At 62.9% G+C, this 18,236-nt stretch carries 12 protein-coding genes and 3 pseudogenes; 11 read left to right on the top strand and 4 right to left on the bottom strand.

From position 1 onward, the window contains the following. Positions 1–13: 13 nt before the first annotated feature. The 4 genes and pseudogenes from msrB to B7X90_RS15595 all read left to right on the top strand — a co-directional run bounded on the left by msrB (position 14) and on the right by B7X90_RS15595 (position 4,535). Positions 14–412 carry a peptide-methionine (R)-S-oxide reductase MsrB gene (gene msrB, locus B7X90_RS15610; protein ID WP_292625933.1) on the top strand — a complete coding sequence of 133 codons (399 nt, stop codon included), beginning with the start codon at positions 14–16 and terminating at the stop codon, positions 410–412. Positions 413–527: 115 nt separating this feature from the next. Beyond that, positions 528–2,678, top strand: a complete 2,151-nt coding sequence (locus B7X90_RS15605; RefSeq protein ID WP_292625931.1) for a PBP1A family penicillin-binding protein — start codon at positions 528–530, stop codon at positions 2,676–2,678. A gap of 40 nt (positions 2,679–2,718) precedes the next feature. After that, positions 2,719–3,003: a hypothetical protein gene (locus B7X90_RS15600; protein ID WP_292625929.1), complete on the top strand. Its 285-nt coding sequence runs from the start codon at positions 2,719–2,721 to the stop codon at positions 3,001–3,003. A 33-nt stretch (positions 3,004–3,036) separates the two neighbouring features. Then, positions 3,037–4,535, top strand: a pseudogene (locus B7X90_RS15595) (ISL3 family transposase). An 86-nt stretch (positions 4,536–4,621) separates the two neighbouring features. On the opposite strand, the pseudogene B7X90_RS15590 reads toward B7X90_RS15595, so the two are convergent. From B7X90_RS15590 to hflK, 3 genes and pseudogenes are all read right to left on the bottom strand, one after another. Continuing rightward, positions 4,622–6,078, bottom strand: a pseudogene (locus B7X90_RS15590) (Do family serine endopeptidase). A 139-nt stretch (positions 6,079–6,217) separates the two neighbouring features. Next, positions 6,218–7,069, bottom strand: coding sequence for a protease modulator HflC (locus B7X90_RS15585; protein WP_292625928.1), 852 nt, complete (start codon positions 7,067–7,069; stop codon positions 6,218–6,220). Between the two features lies 1 nt (position 7,070). After that, the gene (gene hflK / locus B7X90_RS15580) at positions 7,071–8,210 is read right to left on the bottom strand and encodes an FtsH protease activity modulator HflK (RefSeq protein WP_292625927.1); all 1,140 of its coding nucleotides are present in this window, start codon (positions 8,208–8,210) and stop codon (positions 7,071–7,073) included. 359 nt (positions 8,211–8,569) lie between these two features. Between hflK and B7X90_RS15575 the strand changes: the two genes are divergently transcribed. The 7 genes from B7X90_RS15575 to B7X90_RS15545 all read left to right on the top strand — a co-directional run bounded on the left by B7X90_RS15575 (position 8,570) and on the right by B7X90_RS15545 (position 17,513). After that, positions 8,570–9,337, top strand: coding sequence for an Mrp/NBP35 family ATP-binding protein (locus B7X90_RS15575; protein WP_292625965.1), 768 nt, complete (start codon positions 8,570–8,572; stop codon positions 9,335–9,337). A 5-nt stretch (positions 9,338–9,342) separates the two neighbouring features. After that, entirely contained in the window at positions 9,343–11,643 is a 2,301-nt protein-coding gene (locus B7X90_RS15570) for a molybdopterin cofactor-binding domain-containing protein (protein WP_292625925.1), read from the top strand. A 21-nt stretch (positions 11,644–11,664) separates the two neighbouring features. After that, positions 11,665–12,678, top strand: a complete 1,014-nt coding sequence (gene hemH, locus B7X90_RS15565) for a ferrochelatase (protein ID WP_292625924.1) — start codon at positions 11,665–11,667, stop codon at positions 12,676–12,678. A 67-nt stretch (positions 12,679–12,745) separates the two neighbouring features. Beyond that, entirely contained in the window at positions 12,746–14,140 is a 1,395-nt protein-coding gene (locus B7X90_RS15560) for a cytochrome P450 (RefSeq protein WP_292625923.1), read from the top strand. A 131-nt stretch (positions 14,141–14,271) separates the two neighbouring features. Then, the gene (gene rpsT / locus B7X90_RS15555; protein WP_292625921.1) at positions 14,272–14,532 is read left to right on the top strand and encodes a 30S ribosomal protein S20; all 261 of its coding nucleotides are present in this window, start codon (positions 14,272–14,274) and stop codon (positions 14,530–14,532) included. Positions 14,533–15,139: 607 nt separating this feature from the next. Continuing rightward, a complete protein-coding gene (gene dnaA, locus B7X90_RS15550; protein ID WP_292625963.1) occupies positions 15,140–16,549 on the top strand; it encodes a chromosomal replication initiator protein DnaA in 1,410 nt (469 codons plus the stop codon). A gap of 196 nt (positions 16,550–16,745) precedes the next feature. Beyond that, a complete protein-coding gene (locus B7X90_RS15545) occupies positions 16,746–17,513 on the top strand; it encodes a HesA/MoeB/ThiF family protein (protein ID WP_292625919.1) in 768 nt (255 codons plus the stop codon). A gap of 227 nt (positions 17,514–17,740) precedes the next feature. Here B7X90_RS15545 and B7X90_RS15540 read toward each other — a convergent pair. Beyond that, positions 17,741–18,236, bottom strand: a pseudogene (locus tag B7X90_RS15540) (aconitate hydratase); the annotation flags it as partial.

The raw sequence follows: 18,236 nt of genomic DNA, 5'->3' as shown, positions 1-18,236 counted from the left end.
AGGAGATTTCCCCATGCCCGACAAGCTGAACCTGACCGAGGCCGAATGGCGCGAGCGGCTTTCGCCCGAGCAGTACCATGTGCTGCGCCAGGGCGGGACCGAGCGTGCATTCACCGGAGCCTATGAGAAGAACAAGGCCGAGGGCGAGTATCATTGTGCCGGGTGCGGTGCGCCGCTGTTCACGTCCGATGCCAAGTATGACAGCGGATCGGGCTGGCCCAGCTTCTATGCCCCGGTCGATCCCGAAATGGTGGACGAGCACACCGACGTGACGCACGGCATGGTTCGCACCGAAGTGCGATGCGCGCGGTGTGACGGCCACTTGGGACACGTTTTCCCCGATGGTCCGGCCCCCACCGGGCTGCGTTATTGCATGAATAGCGCGTCACTGGACTTCACGCCGAAAGACTGAGGAACGCGGTTGGGCGATTAGCGGTTAACCCTGTGTTACGTTTGGCCTATGCAAAGAGCCGCAGATTTGTGCCGGGGGGCGCCCCGGCCGGAATGAAGGAAGCGGTGCAAGACTGATGGCCAGACGGGATACTCCCCGCCGCTCGACCGGCGGCAGGTCCGATCCGCAACCTGCAAGAGGTTCGAAACTTGGACGCCTGTTCCGCCGCACGATGGTGTGGGGCGCGGGCTTTGCGCTGCTGGGCGCTATCACGCTGGTAGTGGCCGTGGCGGTCACCATGCGGTCATTGCCGGGCTATCAGGAGCTGAAGTCTACCCAGACCGGGCAGATGATCGTGGTGCGTGCTGCCGATGGCACGGAACTCGTCACGCTCGGCCCCAGCTATGGCAAGTGGGTGCCCTATGAGCGCATTCCGCAGCCGATGCGCGATGCGATGGTGTCGGTCGAAGATCGGCGCTATCGCAGCCACTGGGGCGTCGACCCTATCGGTATCATCCGTTCGCTGATGGTGCGCGTGGAAAGCGGAAGCTGGAAGCAGGGCGGATCGACGATCACGCAGCAGCTGGCGCGCAACATCTTCCTGAACAACACCAAGACTTTTGCCCGCAAGGCGCGCGAATGGATTCTGGCGCTGGCGTTGGAGCAGAAATTTTCGAAGGACCAGATCCTCGAACTTTACCTCAACAAGGTCTATTTCGGCGGCGGTGCCTATGGCATCGACAGCGCGGCGCGCAAGTTCTTCGGCCATTCGGGCGAGGAGATTACCCTTCCCGAAGCCGCGATCATCGCCGGTCTGGTCAAGGCACCCTCGCGCTATTCCCCAACGGCCGATGCCAAGGCTGCCGTGGGCCGCGCGGGCGTGGTGCTGCAGACGATGGAATCGAACGGATACCTCACCGTGCAGGAAGCGCAGGCGGTGGACCTCAAGAAGGTCAAGATGGTCGAAGACCGCGCCGGACAGAACTCCGCGCGCTATTTCACCGACTGGGCCTTGCCGCAGCTTGATATAATCCTGCCAGAGAATGACCAGCCGATCGAAGTGTGGACCACGCTTGATCCGGTGATGCAGAAGGCGGCGACCAGTGCGATTGCCGGGTTTGCGCCGAAGGGCGCGCAAGGTGCGCTTGTGTCGCTCGATCGCGATGGCGCAGTTCTGGCGATGGTTGGCGGCACCGATTACGTCTCGTCGAACTATAACCGCGCGGTGAACGCCGTGCGCCAGCCGGGGTCGGCGTGGAAGCTGTTCGTCTATCTCACCGCACTCGAAGCCGGGTACACCCCCGATGACCGCGTGGTGGATGAGCCGGTGACGATCGAAGGCTGGACCCCGCGCAACGATGGCGGGCGCTATGCCGGTGAGATCGATCTGCGTACTGCCTTTGCCTACTCCAAGAACACCGTGGCGGCGCAGCTTGGCAACGAAGTGGGCTTTGGGCAGATTGCCAACATGGCGCGCCGCTTTGGCATTACCACGCCGATCAACACGCTGCCTTCCATGGTCTTGGGATCGTCTGAAGCGCGGGTGATCGATATGGTGCGGGCGTTCGCTTCGGTGCAGGCCAAGGGCATGTCGGTCATGCCCTATGGCATCCGCAAGGTGACGACGACCGAGGGCGAGCTGCTCTATCAGTATCGCCCGGAATCCGCGCAGCAACTGGTGCCCCCCTATGTTGCAGCAGGCATGACCGATCTGATGCAGACAGCGGTGAACATCGGCACCGGACGCGCGGCCCAGATCGGACGGCCTGTGGCAGGCAAGACCGGCACGACATCGTCCAACAAGGACGGCTGGTTCCTCGGCTTTTCGAGCGGGATCACCACAGGTGTGTGGATGGGGCGTGACGACGCCAAAGCGGTGCCCGGCTTGCAGGGCGGTGCGGCTCCGGCGCGGGCATTTGCAGCGTTCATGAAAGTGGCGACGGCCAAGCGTCCGGTTGAAAAGTTCGATACCGAGCTGAAACTGCCGGAATGGCAGCTTGAGCCGGACGACGAAGCGATGCTGGTCAATCCTGACGATTATTTCTACGTCGACGAGCAGGGCAATCTGGTCGATCCATCGCGGCGGCGGGGCCGTGAAGAGGATGACAGCGTCTTCAATCCCGATGCACTGCCCGAAGATCCGCCGCCGGACGTGCCCCAGGCCGCCAACGATGATTTCCTGAGCCGCGCCACCGGGCGGCGGGATAATGAGGCTGCGCCATCGGTGAACGTCCCGCGCGTGCGCCCGGTTCAGCCGCAACGTCCGCCTGCAAATACCAATCCTTGAACCTGTTAAATATCTGAACCTTTTCAGGCACTCGTTCGTTGTGTCCTCTGATGATGAAGGCATCGCCAATGACGGCGAGGCCTTCGACGAGAGGAGACGAGCAATGGGCTTGTTGCAATGGGCCGTCGCAGGTGTGGCGGGATATGGAATCTGGCGTGCGGTGCGCAAGCAGCAGGAGGAAGGTTCTCCCGCTGCCTTTGCCGAGGGCGAAAAATCGGGCGGGAATTTCTCGCAAGTCCGCTCCGCTGGGGTGGATGGAATGCGATCAAACCCGAAGCGCTGGGACAAGGTTGACGGCTCTGACTCACTTTTGCTGCTGGTATGATAGGCTTTGGCTGTTCCATTGAGAGGATCTGCCATGCCCGGTCGATTTCAGCGCGCGAACTTGGTCCCCGAAGGTTTCGTGGTCGTTTCGGTTGATAGCGTCGGTGAGAATTTCCATATTCTGTTACGGTCGCGTTGCTCTGTAGGGACATGTCCCGACTGTGGCCGACCAAGTCGGCGCGTACAAAGTCGATATGTGCGCAGACCATCGGACCTTCCGCTTAGCGGTCGGCGGGTTATTCTCTTGATCGAGGCACGTCGTTTCTGGTGTGACGTGGTAGTTTGTGGCCGACGCATCTTTTGCGAGCAATTCAATAAAAGCGTTCTTACCCGGTACGCTCGGCGAACTCAGCGGCTCGAAACGATCGTTCATCAGCTTGGACTGGCGCTTGGTGGCAGGCCTGGAGCAGCTTTTGCCCAACGGCTGATGATGCCTGTGAGCAAAGACACTCTGTTGCGGGTCGTACGGCGACGTGTCGGTGCACGGTGCGATGAGCTCAATGTCATTGGCATTGACGACTTCGCCTTTCGGCGTGGTCAAACTTACGGCACGATTGTTTGCGATTTGGAACGGCGCAAACCTGTTACCTTGCTGCCAGATCGCGCCTTGGAAACGTCCCGCGCCTGGCTTGCAAGGCATCCCTCGATATCGGTTGTCGCCCGTGATCGCGGTGGCGGCTACGGTGAAGCCATCGCCAAAGGTCTACCTGATGCTGAACAGGTCGCGGACAGATGGCATCTTATGGAGAACTCGAGCCGGGCATTCCTTGATGCCGTGAACAAATCCATGCGTCAGATTAGGCATGCGGTCGGCAACAATGTCGTGGATCCCAAGCTTCTCACCTGTGCCGAGAAGCTGCAGTATGAAGGCTACCTGCGCCGGCAGGAGACGAATGAAGCAATCCAACAACTCTCACAGAATGGGACCTCCATCCGGCAAATCGTTCGACAAACGGGGTACAGCCGCAAGCTCGTACGCGACGTGCTGCGCGGTCAGCGTCTGGATGTATTCCGCACTCGGCCTAGCTCCCTTGATGCCTGGCTGCCATGGATGAATGATAGGTGGGAGGCTGGTGCTCGCAATGCCTCGGCGCTCTGGCGTGAAATGCGCAACGAAGGCTTTGTCGGGCAACGTGGTATCGTATCGCAATGGGCGCAACGTCGGCGCCTTGCCGAGAAGGCCAATCAAAGCGGCCTCGCTCGCACACCATCGGCACGGGTGCTTGCGCGGCTGATGACATCTGCGCGCGACGGACTTGCCAGATCCGAAGCGATCCTTGTGGCCGTGATCGAAGATCATGTCCCTGATCTGGTCGCAGCGCGTCAAGCGATCAGCGAGTTCCAATCGATGATCCGTTCAAAATCAGCGGCTAAGCTCAGTGACTGGCTCGACAGCGCAAGAGGCGGCCTCGTGAGCTCTTTTGTCAACGGCGTTGAACGAGACTTGGCAGCGGTCCGAAATGCATCAAACGTCAAATGTATGGCCGCGCAAAGCTCGATCTGCTTGAAGCTCGCCTCGTCGGCGCAAACTGAGCACCTCCAGCAGCAAAAGTGAGTCAGAGCCGAAAAAGGGCCGCCCCGGAAGGAGCGGCCCTTTTCGTTTGCCCTGAGGTGTCTGATCAGCGGATGCGCACAGGCGTGTAGATCGGCGGCTGGCCACGGCGCTGGATGCGCAGCAACACGGCTTCGCGGCCTTCAGTCTTGGCGGTGCGGACGATCTTTTCGAAATCGGCCACGCTCGCCACCGCGATGTAGTTGGCCGAAAGCACGATATCGCCGCGCTGCAGGCCCTTTGCCGCCGCGTCGGACGATGCGCTGACGGCCGAGATCACGACGCCCTTGGTGTCTTCGCCAACGCCAAGCTGGCGGGCGATCTGCGCGTTCAGCGGGATCGCAGCGATTCCAAGGTTGGTCTGGAGAACGCCGGGGCCTTGCTGCTGCTGCTTGTTATCGGCAAAGCTGTCTTCATCCTGCGCGGCGTCGGGATCGAAGCTCTGCTCGGCGATTTCCTCTTCCGTCGGACGCTTGCCCACCACAGCCTGCACCGTCAGGCGCTGGCCATTGCGGAGCAGTTCCACCGGAATGCGCTTTCCGGGGGTGGAGTTGGCGACGATGAACGACAGCGTCTGATCCGGCGTCACGTCCTTGCCATCGACCTTGACCACAACGTCGCCCGGCTGGATGCCCGCCTTGGCTGCGGCCTGGTTTGGCTCAACTGCCTGAATGAATTCACCACGTTTCTTGGGCAGGCCCAGCGATGCGGCAAGATCATCGGACAGCGCCTGAATGCGGACGCCAAGGTAGCCGCGCTCAATCGCTTGGCCAGCACGCAGCTTGTCCACGATGGGCGCTGCAATCTCTGCCGGAATGGCAAAGCCGATGCCGACCGAGCCGCCGGTGGGCGAGAAGATGGCATTGTTGATGCCGATCACGTTGCCCGCCATGTCGAACATCGGCCCGCCCGAGTTGCCCCGGTTGATCGATGCGTCGGTCTGGAGATAACGGTCATAGGCCGAGCCCGAACCTGTGTTGCGATAGACTGCCGAGACAATGCCCTGCGTCACCGTGCCGCCGAGCCCGAACGGGTTGCCGATAGCGATGACCCAGTCACCCACGCGGGCCTGACGCGAATCGCCGAACTTCACGAACGGGAAAGCCTTGGGCGCGCTGATCTTCAGCACGGCCAGATCCGATGCGGCGTCCTTGCCGATCAGCTTGGCCGGATATTCGGTGCCATCGGGCGTGGTGACGGTGATCGATTCGACCTCGCCCTGCCCGTCAGCGGTGATTACGTGGTTGTTGGTCACCACATAACCATCGGCAGAGATGATGAAGCCCGAACCCAGCGATTGCGCTTCACGCGTCTGCGGTCCGCCGCCCTGTCCGCCACCGAACAGATCGCCAAAGGGCGTTCCGGCGAACGGGTTGTTGTTCTGCACCTTCACGCGCTGGCGGGTTGAGATGTTCACCACCGCAGGCTGCAATTGCTGCGTCAGCCAGCGGGAAGGCCTGTCACCAGGGTCAGTGCGCTGCCTGCAAGCAGCAGCGCCGAAGTCACACCATAAGCGTATCGCACGTGGCCTGGTCCTCTTTGTATCAATGTGCGCCGGGGGCGGCGCGGCTTGTGTCACTCGGTTCCGATTCAGCCGCCTTGCGATGAACGGACTTTGAATGACGCTGTTCCAATTTGTTCAGCAAAAGGGGTGGGTTGGCCCCTACTTGCCCTTGAACTGCTTCAGGTATTCGTTGTCGGGCGAAAGCACGATCGATGTGCTTGAACCCTTCTGCGCAAAGGTCGTGTCATAGCTCTGCATCGCGCGGTAGAAATCGTAGAATGCCGGGTCCTTGTTGAAGGCATCTGCGTAAGTCTTTGCCGCAGTCGCCTCGGCTGTGGCGCGGATGATCTGTGCCTGCTTCTGGCCTTGTGCGCGAATCGTGGCGGCTTCCTGCTGGCGCGCGGTGGCCATGCGGGTGAACGCGGATTCGAGCGGGGTGCCTTCGGGAAGATCGGCGCGCTTGATACGCACATCGATGATCTGCGCGCCATATTCTCGCGCTTCGCGATCCAGCCCCTGGCGAATCTGCTCCATCGCGCGGCCACGGTCTGCGGTCAGCAGCGATTCGAACGTGCGCTTGCCGAGTTCCTGACGTAGCGCCGAGTTCAGGATCGGCTGAAGCTGCACGGCCAGACGTTCAGTCGTACCGGCGGTCTGCACCATCTGCACCGGATCGATGATGCGGAAGCGGGCAAAGGCGTCCACTTCAAGGCGGCGCTGATCGGCAGAAAGCACCTGCTGGCGCTCCATGTCGAGATCGAGGATGCGCCGGTCGACTTCGACCACCTGTTCCATGAACGGGATGCGCCAGATCACGCCGGCCCCGGTCTGGCCGAAATCGGCGTCAGGCTTGAACCGGTTGACCACACGATCAGGCTGACCCAGCCGCACGATCACCGCCTGCGTCGATTCGTCGACGACCTTAAGGCAGCTGGCTGCGGCCAGCAGCGCGATCATCACCGCGATGATGGCGACTTTCTGTTCCTGCCACAGGGTTTGCAAAGTGTTCATCTTACTGGCCTCCCGCAGCAGCAACCGGTGCCGGTTCGGTGCGCTTCAATGCGGGCAGCGGCAGATATGTCTGCACACCCGGTGCCTCAAGCACGACCTTGTCGGTCTGGCTGAGCACGCGCTCCATGGTTTCATAATACATACGGCGGCGGGTCACTTCCGGCGAAAGCCGGTACTGCTCATAAACCTTGTCGAACGCTGTCGCCTCACCACCGGCGCGCGCGGTCAGCTGCTGTGCCCAGGCTTGCGCCCGGTTCACTTCGCTCTGCGCGTCCTGCTGGGCTGCCAGCACTTCCTTGAAGGCATCGACGACCTTGGTCGGCGGATCGGTCTTCTTGATGTCCACACCCTGAATCACCACGCCCGAACGATAGGCATCGAGCACGTTCTGCATCCGATCGCGCACGCTCTGTTCGATCTGCTGGCGGCCCGAACCCATCGCATCGTTCAGCGTCACTTCGGCAATCGACTGGCGCATCGCGGCTTCGGCCAGTTCGCGCACGGTCTGCTGCGGCTCGGCCAGCTGGAACATGTATTGCTTCAGATCCTTGATGTTCCAGCGCACAAGGTAGGTCAGGTCGACCAGGTTCTGATCACCCGTCAGCATCAGTTTTTCGCCATCGCCTTCGGGGATGGATTCGCTGCGCACCGAGGTAACGTCCTCCACGGCAACGGACTGGATCGGCCAAGGCAACGTGAACGCCGTGCCCGAATCGAGCGTGCGGCTATAGGCGCCGAAGGTGGTGACCACGCCCTTTTCCTGCGGGGCGATCAGATGGACCATCGAAGTGCTGAGCCACAGAGCGGCGACCACGGCTATGCCGACGGGCAGCCACGATTTGCCATCGGGGCGCTGCGGCAGGCGTGGCATGGTCGGGCCACGGCCGCCACCTCCTCCGCCGCCACCCTTGCGGTTGCGGAAGATGTCTTCGATGTTGGGGCCGCGTCGCTGGCCTGCGCCTGGTGCATCCTTGCCAGGCGTGCCCGATTGTGGCGGCAGCCACGGGTTGCGAGGACCGTCGCCGGATGGAGGATTGCCGGAAGGCGGAGGTGCGCCGGGCACCTCTCCAGAGCTGCCATCGCCCGGAGGCGCGGCATCGTTGCCACCACCTGAACCCCAAGGGCTTTTCTTGCCGGTCATGAAAAGGCCCTTCTCCCGGCCAATACGCGCGATTAGTCCACCCAAATCTGTCATGTCTTCGTTATAGGAACCCTTGCGGCGAAAAACAGTGTCCATTCCCGAAAATTCATCTGCTAGGGGCAGGGAAACCGCTCGGTTGCCGAGCAAAGCAGGGAAATGGCGTGAGCATTGAGGAAACGGCGCTGCGTGAAGCGCTTGAACAAGCGGCCGGAGACCGGCTGCAATCGCTAAAGCTGGCGGGCGATCAGGCCACGGTCATGCTCGAAGTGGGCGGGCTGGAACGGCTGGACCGAGACAAACTGGAAATGGCCGTGCGCGATGCGGCGCGCAAAGCGGGCGTGGTCGACCTTCGGCTGGGCATGACGGCAGAGCGCAAGGCGCGCGTCATCATCGCTGTGGGATCGGGCAAGGGCGGCGTTGGCAAATCCACGCTCTCGGCCAATCTGGCGGTGGCAATGGCCCGGCTGGGGCGCAAGGTGGGGCTGGTCGATGCCGACATATACGGCCCCTCGCAGCCGCGCCTGCTTTCGACCGAAGGCCGCAAGCCCGAGGCCGAGGGCAACAAGATGATTCCGATTGCCTCGCCCTATGGCGTGCCGATGCTGTCGATGGGGCATCTCGTGCAGCCGGGGCAGGCGATTGCCTGGCGCGGGCCAATGGCGGGCAATGCGCTGAACCAGCTGATCGATGCGCACTGGGGCGAGGTCGAGATTCTGGTGGTGGACCTGCCGCCGGGCACGGGCGACGTGCAACTGACCATGCTGGCCAAGCACAAGCCGGCAGGCGCGGTGATCGTTTCCACCCCGCAGGATCTGGCGCTGATGGACGCCACGCGCGCCATCGGCCTGTTCGAACAGGGGCAGGTCCCGCTGATCGGCATGGTCGAGAACATGGCCGGTTACATCTGCCCGCACTGCGGCGAGGAGAGCGATCCCTTCGGCGTGGGCGGTGCGGAAGCCGCGGCCAAAGTGATGAAGCTGCCCTTCCTCGGCCGCGTGCCACTGGACATGGCGATCCGGCGCGAAAGCGACGCGGGCAACCCTCCTGCCGCCGGAGACAGCCCGCAGGCCGAGGCTTTCCTGAGCATCGCGCGTGGGGTGCTCACATGGCTTGACGGGAAGCGCTGAGGCCCATGCGCCTGACGCGGCGAGGGCTTCTGGTGGGCGCAGGGGTGGGGGGCGCATTGCTCATCGCCTTCCCACTGCTGCCGCGGCGCTATCGCGTGCCGCTGGTGGCGGGCAAGGGCGAGCATGTCGTTGATGCGTTTCTGAAAGTGGGACGCATCAAGGGTGGGAAAGACTGCATCCTGACTGTCGCTGTGCCCTTGTGCGAGATGGGGCAGGGGATCACCACGCTCGTCGCGCAGATCGTCGCGGATGAGGCGGGCGCCGATTGGCGCAAGGTTGCGGTGGAAGCCGCGCCGATCAGCCCGGCCTATGCCGATCCGGTGCTGTCGGCCAAATGGGCACCGTTGTGGATGCCCGCTTTCGCTTCGCTGGGCGCGGACGCGGATGGCACGCTGGCCCGGCTCCAAGCCGAACGCGGCCCACTGATGGTCACCGCCGATGGCACCGCGCTTGCCGCGTTCGAGGCTCCCTTGCGCGAGGCTGGCGCGGCCCTGCGCGCGATGATGGCGCAGGCGGCGGCGGACAAATGGGGCGTCGGTTGGGAAGAGTGCGACACGAAGGACAGCTTCGTGACGCATGGGAAGAAGCGCCTGTCCTTTGCCGAACTGCTCGATACGGCGGTGGACTACGATCCGCCCTCGGTCCCCGTCCTGCGCGCAGAACCGCCGCGTGAGGCTCCCGGCCAGTTCCCCGAAGGCGCTCCGCCGCGCCATCCCCGGCTCGATCTGCCCGCCAAGGTCGATGGCAGCTTTACCTTCGCGGGTGATGTGCGCCTGCCCGGCATGGTCTTCGCCGCCATCGCCCACGGGCCGCAGGGTGCGAGCGTGCTGTCCAGCTATGACAAGCAGGCCGCAGCCGGGGTGCGCGGCCTTGTTACCGTGGTCAAAGCCAAGCGCTGGCTGGCTGCCGTTGCCACCGGCTGGCACGCGGCGGACAAGGCGGTGCGCGCAATGGAGCCGCGCTTCAAGGCGGACGGCCCGATTGCCGATAGCGAAAAGGTGCTCGTCGCGCTCGATAAGGCGCTGACCAAGGGTCATCCGACACGCCTGTTCAGCGAAGGTGATCCCGATGCGCTGCTGGCCAAGCCCTCGCTGACGGCGCGCTACGATGTCGAAGCAGCGTTCCACGCCCCGCTCGAAACCGCCAGCGCCACCGCGCGGATGCGGCATGGCAAGCTGGAACTGTGGATCGCGACACAAGCCCCGGAACGCGCGCGGCGCGCAGCGGCAAGGGCGGCGCATGTCGATCGGGCCGACGTGGTCGTCTACCCGATGCAAGCAGGCGGCAGTTTCGATGCGCGGCTCGATACGCGCATCGCTGCCGAAGTGGCCACGATCTGCAAGATCGTCGGCAAGCCTGTGCAACTTACCTATTCGCGCTGGCAGGAAGCCTTGGCAGGCATTCCCCGCACCCCGCTTTCGGCGCAACTGGATGGTGCGCTGAGCCTCGACAAGACGCGCATACTGGGCTGGCGGGCGCGGCTGGCGGTTCCGGCCACTACCATCGAATCGGGGGGGCGCCTGCTCGATGGCTGGGGTGTGCAGCAGGCACTCGATCTGCAAGACCAATCCGACCCAATGGCCTGCGAAGGCGCAATGCCGCTCTACCATATCCCCGAAAAGGCGGTGGACCAAGTGCCGCTCACTCTACGCCAGCCCACCGCGCGGTTCCGGGGGCAGGCGCATGGCTACACTGCCTTTTTCACCGAAAGCTTCATCGATGAACTGGCCGACGTAGCGGGCAAGGAACCGCTGTCGTTCCGCGTCGCCATGCTTGAGGGCGAGCCGCGCCTCGTTGCCTGCCTGCAAGGGGCTGGGCGACTGGCGCAGTGGGGCGGCGGAATCGAGGCTTCCGGGCAGGGCATCGCCTGCCACCAGATGGAACTGCCCACCGGCAGTGGCGCAGTCCGCAAGGGCCTGATCGCGGTCGTTGCCACCGCACGGCAGGAAGCGGGCGTGGTGCGGGTTGAGCGGCTCAGCGCCTATGTCGACATTGGCCGCATCGTGAACATGAGCCTTGCCCGTCAGCAGATCGAAGGCGGGCTGATGTTCGGCCTTGCCCATGCGGTCGGCGGGGCCAGCGGCTATGCCAAAGGCCGGCCCATCGCGGGCAGGCTTGCGCAATTGGGGCTACCCCTGCTTGCCGATTGCCCCAAGGTTGATATTGCCTTTGCCGACAGCAACGAAGACCCGTTCGACCCCGGTGAGCTGGGCATGGTCGCGGTGGCCCCTGCCATCGCCAATGCCCTGTTCTCCGCCACAGGCGTGCGTTTCCGACGATTGCCACTGATTTCCGAAGGCCTCTGAGCCTCTCCACTAAGGATTCCGATGCAGCGCCCTGCCGATCACCCGAATGTGCTTACCGGCAAGGTCGGCGTTCTCGTCGTCAACCTCGGCACACCCGACTCGCCCGATGTTCCGGCGGTGAAGCGTTACCTCAAGGAGTTCCTGTCAGATTCTCGCGTGGTCGAGATTCCCAAGCTGATCTGGCAGCCGATCCTGCGCGGCATCATCCTCAACACCCGCCCCAAGAAGTCTGCCCACGCCTATTCGCAGGTATGGAGCGAGGACGGCTCGCCTCTGGCCGCGATCACCAAGGCACAGGCGCGCGCGTTACAGGAGCGGCTGGGCGATGCGGTGATCGTGCGCCATGCCATGCGCTATCAATCGCCCGCAATGGCGCAGGAGCTTGACGCGCTGCTGGCCGCCGGGTGTGAGCGTATTCTGGTCGCCCCGCTCTATCCGCACTATTCCGGCGCGACCACAGCTTCGGCGCTTGATGCCGTGGCGGACTGGATCAAGGCCCGCCGCCGCCTGCCTGCGCTGCGCACGTTGCCGCCCTATTTCGATAATCCGGCCTTCATCGGCGCGCTGCACACACAGATGGCGCGTGAAATGGCGGCGCTGGCCTTCACGCCCGAACTGCTGCTGCTGAGCTACCACGGGATGCCCGAACGCACGCTCTACCTCGGCGATCCCTACCACTGCCATTGCCGCAAGACCTCGCGCCTGCTGGCAGAGCGCTTTGCCCAGAGCCACCCCGGCCTGCGGATCGAAACCACCTTCCAGTCACGCTTTGGCCGTGCCAAGTGGCTCGAACCTGCGACCGACACCGTGCTGTTGGAAGAAGCGGCCAAGGGCACCCGCAGCATCGCCATCGCCGCGCCCGCATTCTCGGCAGATTGCCTTGAAACGCTGGAAGAGCTGGCAATCCGGGGCAAGGAAGACTTCGAGCAGGCTGGCGGCACCCACTTCGCCACGCTCACCTGCCTCAACGCTGGGCCAGAGGGCATGGACATGCTTGAATCGCTGACCCGGCGCGAGCTTGCAGGCTGGATCTGAACAACGGGCTTGGCCGCTGCTGACAGGCGTGTTAATTGACCGGTTAAATCGCAAACCGGGAGATACCATGGCCAGCCTTGCACCGGAAATCGGCACGAACCTGCACACAGAACGCGCCAACCCGCACTGGGTGCGTCTGGGCGACGACAGCAAGCTCGACCATATCCCCGGTGAGGACGGCTGGCCCGTCCTTGGCACCACCATGATGCAACTGGCCGACCCGCTGGGCTTCCAGAAGCGCATGGTCGATACTTACGGCCCGGTGTTCCGCACGCGCAGCTTCGGGCGGCGCGGGGTCAACCTGATCGGTGCGGATGCCAACGAACTTGTGCTGTTCGATCGCGACAAGCTGTTCTCGAACGAACAGGGCTGGGGACCGGTGCTCAACCTGCTGTTCCCGCGCGGGCTGATGCTGATGGACTTCGATGCGCACCGCGTTGACCGCCGCGCGCTGTCGATCGCGTTCAAGCCCGAACCAATGCGCGCCTATTGCTCGGTGCTCAACACCGGCATTGCCTCGGCCATGGCCACGTGGGGCGGCGAGATGCGCTTCTACGATGCCATCAAGGCGCTGACGCTCGATACCGCCGCCTCCAGTTTCCTCGGTCTGCCGTTGGGGCCAGAGGCTGACCGGCTGAACAAGGCCTTCGTCGACATGGTGCAGGCCTCGGTCGGCGTGGTGCGCAAGCCGCTGCCCTTTACCAAGATGGGCCGGGGCGTGGCCGGGCGGCGGCTGATGGTCGAATACTTCGGGCGTCTGGTGCGTGAACGCCGCGCCAGCCCGGGACAGGACATGTTCAGCCAGTTCGCACTGGCCACGCGAGACGATGGCTCGCTTCTGCCCGAAGACGTCGTGGTCGATCACATGATCTTCCTGATGATGGCCGCGCACGATACAATCACGTCTTCGGCCACGGTGCTGTTCTGGCAACTGGCAAAGAACCCCGCATGGCAGGAAAAGCTGCGCGCCGAGGCCCGCGCGGTGACCGGCGGGGATGCTCTTCCGCTGGCCTATGAGGACCTCGGCCGGATGGACCTGACCGAAATGGCCTTCAAGGAAGCGCTGCGCTTCATGCCGCCGGTGCCCAACATGCCGCGCCGCGCGCTGCGTGATTTCCGCTTTGGCGGCTATGATATCCCGGCAGGCACGCCCATCGGCATCAGCCCCGCCGCCGTTCATGCCGATCCGGCACACTGGGACGCGCCAGAGCGTTTCGATCCGATGCGCTTCACGCCCGATAAGGTCGCCGCGCGGCACAAATATGCCTGGGCACCCTTCGGCGGCGGCGCGCATATGTGTCTGGGCCTGCACTTTGCCTATATGCAGGTGAAATTGCTGGCCAATCACATCCTCACCCGCTTTGAAATCACGATGCAGCCCGGCGCAGAGCCGCAATGGCAGGCTTGGCCGATCCCCAAGCCGCGCGATGGCCTGCGCGTTGAACTGCATCCTGTCCGGTGACGCGCCGAATCTGTTGACGATTCGCACAGTCAACGTTAAGGGCCGCGCTTTCCGGTGGGACATCCCGCCAACCCATGAGAATTCACGCGGCCGCCCTGTGCGCCCGCCAAGGCACGAGAAACAGGAAAACCATGGCCAACACGCCGCAAGCCCGTAAGCGTATCCGTCGCAATGACCGCCGCGCCGAAATCAACGGCAACCGCCTTTCGCGCATCCGCACTTTCGTCAAGAAGGTCGAATCCGCACTCGAAGGTGGTGACAAGTCGGCTGCTGCGGAAGCGCTCAAGGCTGCACAGCCTGAACTGGCTCGTGGCGTTGCTCGTGGCGTGCTTCACAAGAACACCGTCGCGCGCAAGATGTCGCGCCTGACGAAGCGCGTCGCCGCTCTCTGATTCGCCCTTTTCGGACCTATCTGGATGACTCACACACCGGAATGGTGGTGATCTGAAGGTTGGAACGGCACAAACATGGAACGTGGCCGGCGATTGCTTCGCCGGCCCTTTTCATTTGTGCTGCGGATTTATGTCACTGCTCTGCATTGTTACAGTGTGCAGCCGCAGCAAGTCACGGAAACTACGCGATTCGCATTGCTTAAGTGCTACGCATAAGTAAAAATACTTAAATTACAGTGCCTTAACGCATCTCTGCGGGTTCTATCGAGTCAAGGGCATTTATTTCAGTTTTTTTGCGCCTCCCCCGCTTGCGCGAATACCCCATCCGCCAATAGACAGAGCGGACCGGCAGCGGGAATCACTGTTAGTCGGCGTCACTGAAATTTTTCGAACAGGGCCTGCTGCACCAATGAGCGCGGCAGGGCGGGACAATTCGTGCCTGCAAGCCATTGGGGCGTGCAGGCTAAGGCAGTCGGGGCAGCGGCGGGTGAAAATAGACGAATACGCAGTGGGAGCCGCAGGCAATTCGGCAAGCGCTCTTCAGGTCGGGATCGACCGCAATACTGCAACCAGCACTTCTGCTGGCAGGAAAGGCAAAGACAATACGATGATCGAGGACCAGGAAGCGCTGGATCTGGCAGCAGACTGGTCTGACATCAGCCAGGGTCTGAAAAAGGATCTCGGCTCGCAGTTGCACGCCCAATGGATCAAGCCGATCCAGCTAGGCGCGTTCTGCAAGGAAACCGGCACGCTCGATCTGTTTCTGCCGACCGAGTTCTCTGCGAACTGGGTCGCGGATCGCTTTGCCGATCGCCTCAGCCTTGCTTGGAAAATCGCCCGTTCGGAGGTGCGTCAGGTGCGCATCACCGTCCACCCGCGCCGCCGCTCGATGCCAGAATTGCGCGTTGGGGCTGAATCCTCGGTTCCGGTGCGCATGACTTCACATAGCCATGCGGGGCATCACAATTCCGGCCCGGCCATGATGGACACGGCGATGTCCGGGCTCGATCCATCGCTGACCTTTGCCGAATTCGTGCCCGGTTCTGCCAACGTCCTGGCTGTAAACGCCGCACAGCGCATGGCCGCTATTGAAACGCCGCAGTTCTCGCCACTCTACCTCAAAGGCTCGACCGGGCAGGGCAAGACCCATCTGCTCCACGCCATCGGCCACGCCTTTGCCGCCAACAAACCGGGCGCGCGCATCTTCTACTGCTCGGCCGAACGCTTCATGATCGAATTCGTGCAGGCCATGCGCTCGAACGAAATGATCGAGTTCAAGGCCCGTCTGCGCGGCTTTGACATGCTGCTGGTCGATGACATCCAGTTCATTATCGGCAAGGCCTCGACGCAGGAGGAATTCCTCCACACCATCGATGCGCTGATGAGCGCGGGCAAGCGCCTGATCGTCGCCGCTGACCGTGCGCCGCAGGCCTTGGATGGCGTGGAACAGCGTCTGCTTTCGCGCCTGTCGATGGGCCTTGTGGCGGACATCCAGCCCGCGGACATCGAACTGCGCCGCAAGATCCTCGAACATCGCCTTGCCCGTTTCAACAGCACGCAAGTGCCCGCAGACGTGATCGAGTTCCTTGCCCGCACGATCAACCGCAACGTGCGCGAACTGGTCGGCGGCCTCAACAAGCTGATCGCCTATGCCCAGCTCACCGGCCAGCCGGTCTCGCTGCAACTGGCCGAAGAACAGCTGACCGACATCCTCTCGGCCAACCGTCGCCGCATCACCATCGATGAAATCCAGCGCACGGTCTGCCAGTTTTACCGGGTAGACCGCACCGAGATGGGCTCCAAGCGCCGGGCCCGCGCGGTCGTGCGCCCGCGTCAGGTTGCCATGTACCTCGCCAAGGTGCTGACCCCGCGTTCCTACCCCGAAATTGGCCGCAAGTTCGGCGGACGCGATCACTCGACCGTGATCCATGCCGTGCGCCTGATCGAGGAACTGCGCACGCGTGATGCCGATATGGACGGCGATGTGCGCACGCTGCTGCGGCAGCTGGAAGACTGACGAGGTTTCGCGCAGAGACGCAGAGGAAGCAGAGATCGCAAAGAGTTAAAGCTTGCGGCGCACCCGCTGGCAAATGCTCTCCTGTCGCCAATGGGCTTCAGTGACCGAAGCCAATTACGCCTCTGCGGCCTCCTTCTCCTCTGCGCCTCCGCGCGAACCTCTTTCTCTTTCCTGTCTGACGCCCTAACTGCGTCACATGACGCCTGACCGCCTAGATCGCTTCGCACGCCACATCGTCCTTCCCGAAGTGGGGGCAATGGGACAGGCAAGGCTTGCGGCTTCACACGTCGCATTGGTGGGCATGGGCGGCATCGGCAGCCCTGCCTTGCAATACCTCGCAGGTGCAGGCGTAGGGCGGCTCACACTGATAGACGACGATGTGGTCGAGGCGAGCAACCTGCAACGCCAGACGATCTATTCCGAGGCCGATATTGGCAAGCCCAAGGCCGAGGCTGCCGCAGCTTGGCTGGCGGCGTTTGATCCTGCTTTGGCCGTCACCGCTTATGTCACCCGGATCACGCGCAAGAACGCGTCAGAACTGATTGCCGGGGCCGATGTGGTACTGGATGGCTGCGACAACTTCGCCACGCGCCTTGCTGTCTCGGACGCTTGCGTGAAGGCGGGTGTGCCGCTCACCAGCGCGGCGCTGGGGCGCTTTCAGGGGCAGGTGGCGAACTTCGCCGGGCATCGTGAAGGCCACGCCTGCTATCGTTGCTTTGTGGGCGATGCTTTCGATGCCGAGGATTGTGACAGCTGCGCCGATTTGGGCGTGCTGGGCGCGATGGTCGGCATGGTCGGAGCGTTCGGTGCAATGGCAGCGATGCGGGTGCTGCTGGAAGGTGTCTCGACGCTGGGCGATCCACAATGGGGCCAGTTGCACGTGCTGGACGGCCTCAAGCCCTCGCTGCGCACGATGCGCATAGCGCGTGACCCTGAGTGCAGCGGGTGTAGTTCAGTCGTCTGAATCGGTGTTGGCGGTCTATTGGGGACGAACAGACCCCCACCCTTTTACATCGTCATTGCGAGCGCAGCGAAGCAATTCAGAGCGTCGTGCATCACGCTCTGGATTGCTTCGTCGGCTGTGCCTCCTCGCAATGACGATATGTGTTTGCAAACGACAGAATCACCAAAGAAAAAGGCGCGAGGACCGAAGTCCCCGCGCCCTTTTCTGTTTGGCTCTGAAGCTGCTCCTTACGAAGCGAGCTTGCGCAGCACATAGTGCAGGATGCCACCGTTCATGAAGTATTCGACTTCGTTGGCGGTATCGATGCGGCACAGCGCGGTGAAGGTCAGCTTGGTGCCATCGGGGCGCGTCACTTCCACTTCCACGTCCTGACGTGGCTGGAGGCCTGCCACGCCCTTGATCGTGAAGGTGTCGTCACCGGTCAGGCCCAGCGAGGTGCGGTTCTGGCCTTCCTTGAACTGCAGCGGCAGCACGCCCATGCCGACCAGGTTCGAACGGTGGATGCGCTCGAAGCTTTCGACGATGACCGCGCGCACGCCCAGCAGGTTGGTGCCCTTGGCGGCCCAGTCACGGCTGGAGCCGGTGCCGTATTCCTTGCCTGCGATCACCACCGTCGGCGTGCCGTCGGCCTTGTGCTTCATCGCCACGTCGTAAACCGAGCCAGCCTCGGCGCCATAGCGCGAGAAGCCGCCTTCGGTGCCGGGGACCATTTCGTTCTTGATG

The organism is Novosphingobium sp. 17-62-19 (assembly GCF_002256775.1).
Taxonomy (GTDB): Bacteria; Pseudomonadota; Alphaproteobacteria; order Sphingomonadales; family Sphingomonadaceae; genus Novosphingobium.
Note: the sequence above shows the minus strand (reverse complement) of the source record. Positions and strands in the feature narration are given on the sequence as shown.